The organism is uncultured Georgenia sp., from assembly GCF_937958535.1.
Lineage (GTDB): Bacteria > Actinomycetota > Actinomycetes > Actinomycetales > Actinomycetaceae > Oceanitalea.
Genome location: NZ_CALGNQ010000083.1, coordinates 1 through 5,322 on the forward strand (window position 1 = coordinate 1; position 5,322 = coordinate 5,322).

Annotated in this window: 7 protein-coding genes; all 7 read left to right on the top strand. The window is 74.8% G+C overall.

What is annotated here, in order from left to right:
* The first annotated feature begins 211 nt into the window (after positions 1 to 211).
* Positions 212 to 1,342: an alpha/beta fold hydrolase gene (locus tag Q0195_RS04895; RefSeq protein WP_299275355.1), complete on the top strand. Its 1,131-nt coding sequence runs from the start codon at positions 212 to 214 to the stop codon at positions 1,340 to 1,342.
* A gap of 53 nt (positions 1,343 to 1,395) precedes the next feature.
* Positions 1,396 to 1,677, top strand: a complete 282-nt coding sequence (locus Q0195_RS04900; protein WP_299275357.1) for a dsRBD fold-containing protein — start codon at positions 1,396 to 1,398, stop codon at positions 1,675 to 1,677.
* A gap of 21 nt (positions 1,678 to 1,698) precedes the next feature.
* Complete coding sequence (locus tag Q0195_RS04905; protein ID WP_299275360.1) at positions 1,699 to 1,914, top strand: DUF1918 domain-containing protein; 216 nt, start codon at positions 1,699 to 1,701, stop codon at positions 1,912 to 1,914.
* 17 nt (positions 1,915 to 1,931) lie between these two features.
* Positions 1,932 to 2,930: a zinc-dependent alcohol dehydrogenase family protein gene (locus Q0195_RS04910; protein WP_299275362.1), complete on the top strand. Its 999-nt coding sequence runs from the start codon at positions 1,932 to 1,934 to the stop codon at positions 2,928 to 2,930.
* 57 nt (positions 2,931 to 2,987) lie between these two features.
* Complete coding sequence (locus tag Q0195_RS04915; protein ID WP_299275365.1) at positions 2,988 to 3,380, top strand: hypothetical protein; 393 nt, start codon at positions 2,988 to 2,990, stop codon at positions 3,378 to 3,380.
* A gap of 34 nt (positions 3,381 to 3,414) precedes the next feature.
* Positions 3,415 to 4,821 carry an MBL fold metallo-hydrolase gene (locus tag Q0195_RS04920; protein WP_299275366.1) on the top strand — a complete coding sequence of 469 codons (1,407 nt, stop codon included), beginning with the start codon at positions 3,415 to 3,417 and terminating at the stop codon, positions 4,819 to 4,821.
* 238 nt (positions 4,822 to 5,059) lie between these two features.
* Positions 5,060 to 5,322, top strand: a 263-nt coding sequence (locus tag Q0195_RS15775) for a DUF4389 domain-containing protein (protein ID WP_366518076.1), incomplete at its 3' end; no start/stop codon positions are given.

Genomic DNA, 5,322 nt, shown 5'->3' on the forward strand with positions numbered 1-5,322 from the left:
GGGCGGCCACGCAGCGAGGCGCGCGCGGCCAGGGCGGCCACATAGCGGGGCCCGCGCAGCCAGGACGGCTACGCAGCGGGGCCCGCGCGGCAGGACGGCCACGCAGCGCGGCCGCGCGGGACCCAGGACCCTCCCGCGCCGGGCGGTGCCCGCGCGACAATGGGGGCAGCTGCGGGGCGACGCTCGTCCCGCACAGGGGGATGTGGTCACGATGGAGCGGGCCCCTGCTCGCACCCACCGCGCCGTCGGTGTGGGCACGGTGCGGCCTCGGGTCCCCTTCCTCGTGCTGCTCCTGCTCGCCGGGGTGGTCCTCGCCGCGGTCGGCCTCGGCGTGGGTGTGCCGCACCTGCGACGGGACGGTGTCGGCGCCGGGGACGTCCTCGGGCCGGCGGCCCTCGTCGTCGGCGTCCTCATCGTGGTGCCCGCCGCCGCCGGCCTCGTGTGGGCCACCCCGCGGTGGTGGGGCCTGGTGACGGTGCCGGCACTTGCCGCCACCGTCGTCGCCGGTGTCTACGTGCTCGCCGTCCCGATCGCCGCGGCAGTCCCCGCACGCGCACCGACCCGGGCGCACCCGTGGACCGAGGTCGAGGAGGTCACCGTCCGGGCGGGGGACGGCGAGCGGCTCGCCGGGTGGTTCGCCCCGGCCCCGGGCGGCGCTGCCGTCGTCCTGCTGCCCGGTGCGGGCTCATCCCGCGACGCGGTCGTCGACCACCTGGCCGTGCTCCACGAGGGTGGGTTCGCCGTCCTGGCGCTCGACCCCCGCGGGCACGGCCGCAGCACCGGCCGCGGGATGGACTGGGGGTGGTACGGCGAGGCCGACATCGCGGCCGCCGTCACCTACCTCGCCGGGCGGGCCGACGTCGACGCCGGTCGGATCGCCGTCGTCGGGCTCTCCATGGGAGGGGAGCAGGCGATCGGGGCGGCGGGAGCCGATGAGCGCATCCGCGCCGTCGTCGCCGAGGGGGTCACCGGCCGGCAGGCGCAGGACCTGCACTGGCTCTCGGACGTCCACGGCCGGCGCGGGGCCCTGACCGAGGGGCTGCACCACGTGACGACAGCGGTCGCCGACGTGCTCAGCCCGGCGAGTGTGCCACCCACCTTGCGCAGCGCTGCCGCGGCCGCGGCACCCCGCCCGGTGCTGCTCGTCGTTGCGGGGACCGTGCCGGACGAGCAGCACGCCGCCGCCGACATCCAGCGTGCCGCCCCGGACAGCGTCACGGTGTGGACCGTGCCCGGTGCGGACCACACCGGCGGGCTGCACACCGACCCGGCGACGTGGACGCGCACCGTTCTCGACTTCCTCGACGCCGGCACGGGCGAGGTCGGGCCTTTCGACCCGTGACAGAACCGACGCGGAGGAGGACCGTAGTGACCACCGGAAAGGAGGGGTCGGCGATGACTCACACATGGAAGGTGTCGGTCGACCTGTTCTCGAGCGACGACGTCGGCTCGGAGGAGCACGTCACGGCGGCGCATGCCGTACTGACGACGACGGCCGGCAACCGGCTCGAGGGCTTCGGCCGGGCACGGCTCAACCCCACGGACAGGGACGTGCCGGAGATCGGGGAGGAGCTGGCGGCGGCCCGCGCACTGCGTGACCTGGCCGACCGGTTGCTCCGCGCGACCTCGGACGACATCTCACAGATCGAGCACCAGAAGGTCCGCCTTGCGCGCTGACCGTCAGAAGGGAGGACAGCGATGTCTGCAGCACCGGGAGACCGGATCATCGTCCACGCGGCCCGGCTGGGGGGCCACGACCGCGACGGCGAGGTGATCGCCACGCGCGGCCCCGACGGCGGGCCACCGTACCTCGTCCGCTGGTCCGACACGGGCCGGGAGTCGCTGCTCTACCCGGGCCCGGACACCGAGATCCACCATCACGGGGTCAGCGAGCGGGTCCCCGCCCAGGCGTGAGTTGGTGGTGAGCCGACGTGCGTGCCTGGGTGGTGGCCCGTCCCGGCCCGATGGCGACCGGACCGCTGGAGGCGGTCGAGCTGCCGGTGCCGCAGCCCGGACCCGGTGAGGTCCGGATCCGGGTGGAGGCGTGCGGTGTGTGCCGCACCGACCTGCACCTGGCCGAGGGCGACCTCGCCCCGCGCCGAGCCCGGACCGTGCCCGGCCACGAGGTCGTTGGGCGCGTCGAGGCGCGCGGTGCCGGGGCGGAGCGGTTCGCCGTCGGTGACCGGGTCGGGGTGGCGTGGCTGCGGCGGACGTGCGGTCGTTGCCGCTGGTGCCGACAGGGCCGGGAGAACCTGTGCCCGCGCGCAGAGTTCACCGGCTGGGACGCCGACGGCGGGTTCGCCGAGCACGCCGTCGTCGACGAGGCGTTCGCCTACCGGCTCCCGGAGGCGATCGCACCGGACGCGGCGGCGCCGCTGCTCTGTTCGGGGATCGTCGGCTACCGAGCGCTGCGGCGGGCGTCGCTGCCGCCGGGCGGCCGGCTGGGAATCTACGGGTTCGGCGCCTCGGCGCACCTCGTCGCGCAGGTGGCAGTGCGGCAGGGCGCCGTCGTCCACGTCATGACGCGCTCCGCCGCGGCGTGCGAGCTCGCCCTCGAGCTCGGCGCGGCGTCCGCCGTCGGGGCGGCCGACCCGCCGCCCGAACCGCTGGACGCGGCGATCCTCTTCGCGCCGGTCGGGGACCTGGTCCCGCCCGCGCTGCGAGCGCTGGACCGGGGCGGGATCTGCGTGCTGGCCGGGATCCACCTCACCGACGTCCCGTCCCTCGTGTACGAGCGCGAGCTGTTCTACGAGAAGCAGGTGCGCAGCGTCACCGCGAACACTCGCGCCGACGGGGAGGAGTTCCTCCGTCTCGCCGGCACGCTCGGGATCGTCCCACGCACGCACACCCGCCCGCTCGCGGAGGCGGCGGACACGCTCACCGACCTCGCCGCGGATCGATACGAGGGTGCCGCTGTGCTCGTGCCGTGAGCGCCGTCCGGGGGCGCTGCCGAGCAGCCGCAGCGACGGCAGGAAGGAGCGGACGACATGGTCACCATCCGCAACGTCGGGGGAGTGGCGCTGTTCCTGCTCGGCACCGCGTTCCTGTGGATCACCCCCGCTTTCGCGAGCCGGGGCGTGTCCACCGAGGGGACGCTGTGGGCTGTGACGCGGGTGCTCGCCCTCGCGGCCATGGCCGGGTTCCTCGTCGCGACCGTCGGCCTGTTCCGTCGGGACGCGTGGTGGGAGACGGTCGCGGTGCTCGCCGCGCTGGTCGGGCTGGTCGCGGCCGCGGTCTTCTGGGTGGCCGCGAGCCGGGCGGGAGAGACCACCCCGTGGTGGACGGCGCTCGTCCTGGCCGTCGGCTGCTGCGGGGTGCTGCTCCTCCTCCGGGTGCCGCGGCTGGAGCAGTGGGTGGACCACCACGTCATGGACGGGTGAGCGACGTCGTCGTCTCGGGAGGCGGGTGCGATGGGTGAGCCTGGAGGCGGGTGCGATGGGTGAGCCGGTGGTGCTCACCTTCCTCGGCGGTGCCGAGACGGTGACCGGGTCGAAGCTCCTGCTCGACGGGCCCGGCGGCCGCCTTCTCGTCGACTGCGGGCTGTACCAGGGCGAGCGGGAGTGGCGGCGGCGCAACTGGGAGCCGTTCGCCGTCGAGCCCGCGAGCGTCGACGACGTCGTCCTCACCCACTGCCACCTGGACCACTCCGGGTACCTCCCGGTGCTCGTGCGCGAGGGGTTCGCCGGACCCGTGTGGATGACCGAGGGAACAGCCGCACTGACCGCGATCGTGCTGCGCGACAGCGCGCATCTCAACGAGCGGGAGGCCGAGTACGCCGCGAAGGGCGGGTGGTCCCGTCACGACCCGCCGCTGCCGCTCTACACGACGGCCGACGCCGAGCGGGCGATCGCGCAGTTCCGGGTCGTGCCGTTCGACCGCCTGGTGAGGGTGGGAGCCGACGGGCGGACCGCGGTACGGCTCGGCCGGGCCGGGCACGTCCTCGGCTCGGCGACCGTGCACGTACGGACCGGGAGCGCGGACGTCCTGTTCTCCGGTGACCTCGGGCGACGGACACACCCCGTGCTGCACCCGCGGGCGGACCCGCCGGCAGCGCGGACGGTCGTCGTCGAGTCCACCTACGGTGACCGGCAGCACCCCCGGCCGAGCGGACGACCCCACGCCGAGCTCGCGGCGGCGGTCAGGCGGACGGTGGAGCGGGGAGGCAGCGTCCTCGTCCCGGCCTTCGCCGTGGACCGCACCGAGCTGGTCCTCGCCGCCCTCTCCGACCTCGTGCGCCAGGGCGAGATCCCCGCCGTCCCGGTCTTCGTCGACAGCCCGATGGCGCTCGCGGCCCTGGAGGCCTACCACCTCGCCGGTGCCCGCGGGGAGCTGAAGGAGGACCTCGAGGCGCTCATCGACCTGCCCCAGCTGCGCGCCGCGCACACCGTCGAGGAGTCGATGGCGCTCAACCATCCGCGCGTGCCGAGCATCATCGTCTCCTCCTCTGGTATGGCCACCGGCGGACGGGTGGTCCACCACCTCCGGCACCTGCTCCCGGACCGCCGCAACACCGTCGTGCTCACCGGCTACCAGGCACCCGGGACCCGTGGCCGGGCGCTGCTCGACGGCGCGGCGCAGCTCAAGATGTTCGGGCGCTACGTCCCCGTGCGTGCGGAGGTCGTCGTGGACGAGGAGTTCTCCGTGCACGCCGACGCGGAGGAGCTTCTCGACTGGCTGCGCGCGATGCCGCAGACGCCCGAGACGGTGTACGTGGTGCACGGGGAGCGGACCGCCTCCCAGGCGTTCGCCGACCGGGTGCGGGCCGAGCTCGGCTGTGTCGTCGTCGTGCCGCGCGTGGGGGAACGGGTCCGGGTCGACTGAGCGGTGGTGGGTGGTGACGCCGGGGTGTGGCTGCACCACTCGGACCTCCACGACCCGGTGACCTCGATGCCGGGGTCCTCGGGTGACCGGTCCTCGGGTGGCCGGCCGAGGTGTGCTCCCTGCCGTGCTGACGGGAGGCTCGCCGGCCCACGGTCGGCGTGGGGCTGCCTGGAGCGGACCCGATCGGTGGGGAGGGCCGATGGTCCCTTGTGCGGGCCCGGCTCACAGGTGAAGGCTGGTGCTCTCACCGAAGAAGGTGGTCCTCATGGCGACCGTTGCCGCGGGACCCGGTCCCGCCTACCCCGTCCACGTCGCTGCTCGGCCGGTGCCGGACAACCCCTCACGTGCGTTGTGGCTGGTCAAGTGGATCCTCGTCATCCCGCACGCGGTGGTCCTCGCCCTGCTGTGGGCGGCGTTCGTCGTCCTCAGCGTGGTCGCCCTCGTGGCGATCGTGGTGACGGGCCGCTATCCGCGCGCGATCTTCGACTTCAACGTCGGGGT

What these genes read in the sequence shown, in the direction of transcription:
- Q0195_RS04895 (WP_299275355.1), top strand. Translation starts at nt 212, where the DNA reads ATGGAGCGGGCCCCTGCTCGCACCCACCGCGCCGTCGGTGTGGGCACG.
- Q0195_RS04900 (WP_299275357.1), top strand. Translation starts at nt 1,396, where the DNA reads ATGACTCACACATGGAAGGTGTCGGTCGACCTGTTCTCGAGCGACGAC.
- Q0195_RS04905 (WP_299275360.1), top strand. Translation starts at nt 1,699, where the DNA reads ATGTCTGCAGCACCGGGAGACCGGATCATCGTCCACGCGGCCCGGCTG.
- Q0195_RS04915 (WP_299275365.1), top strand. Translation starts at nt 2,988, where the DNA reads ATGGTCACCATCCGCAACGTCGGGGGAGTGGCGCTGTTCCTGCTCGGC.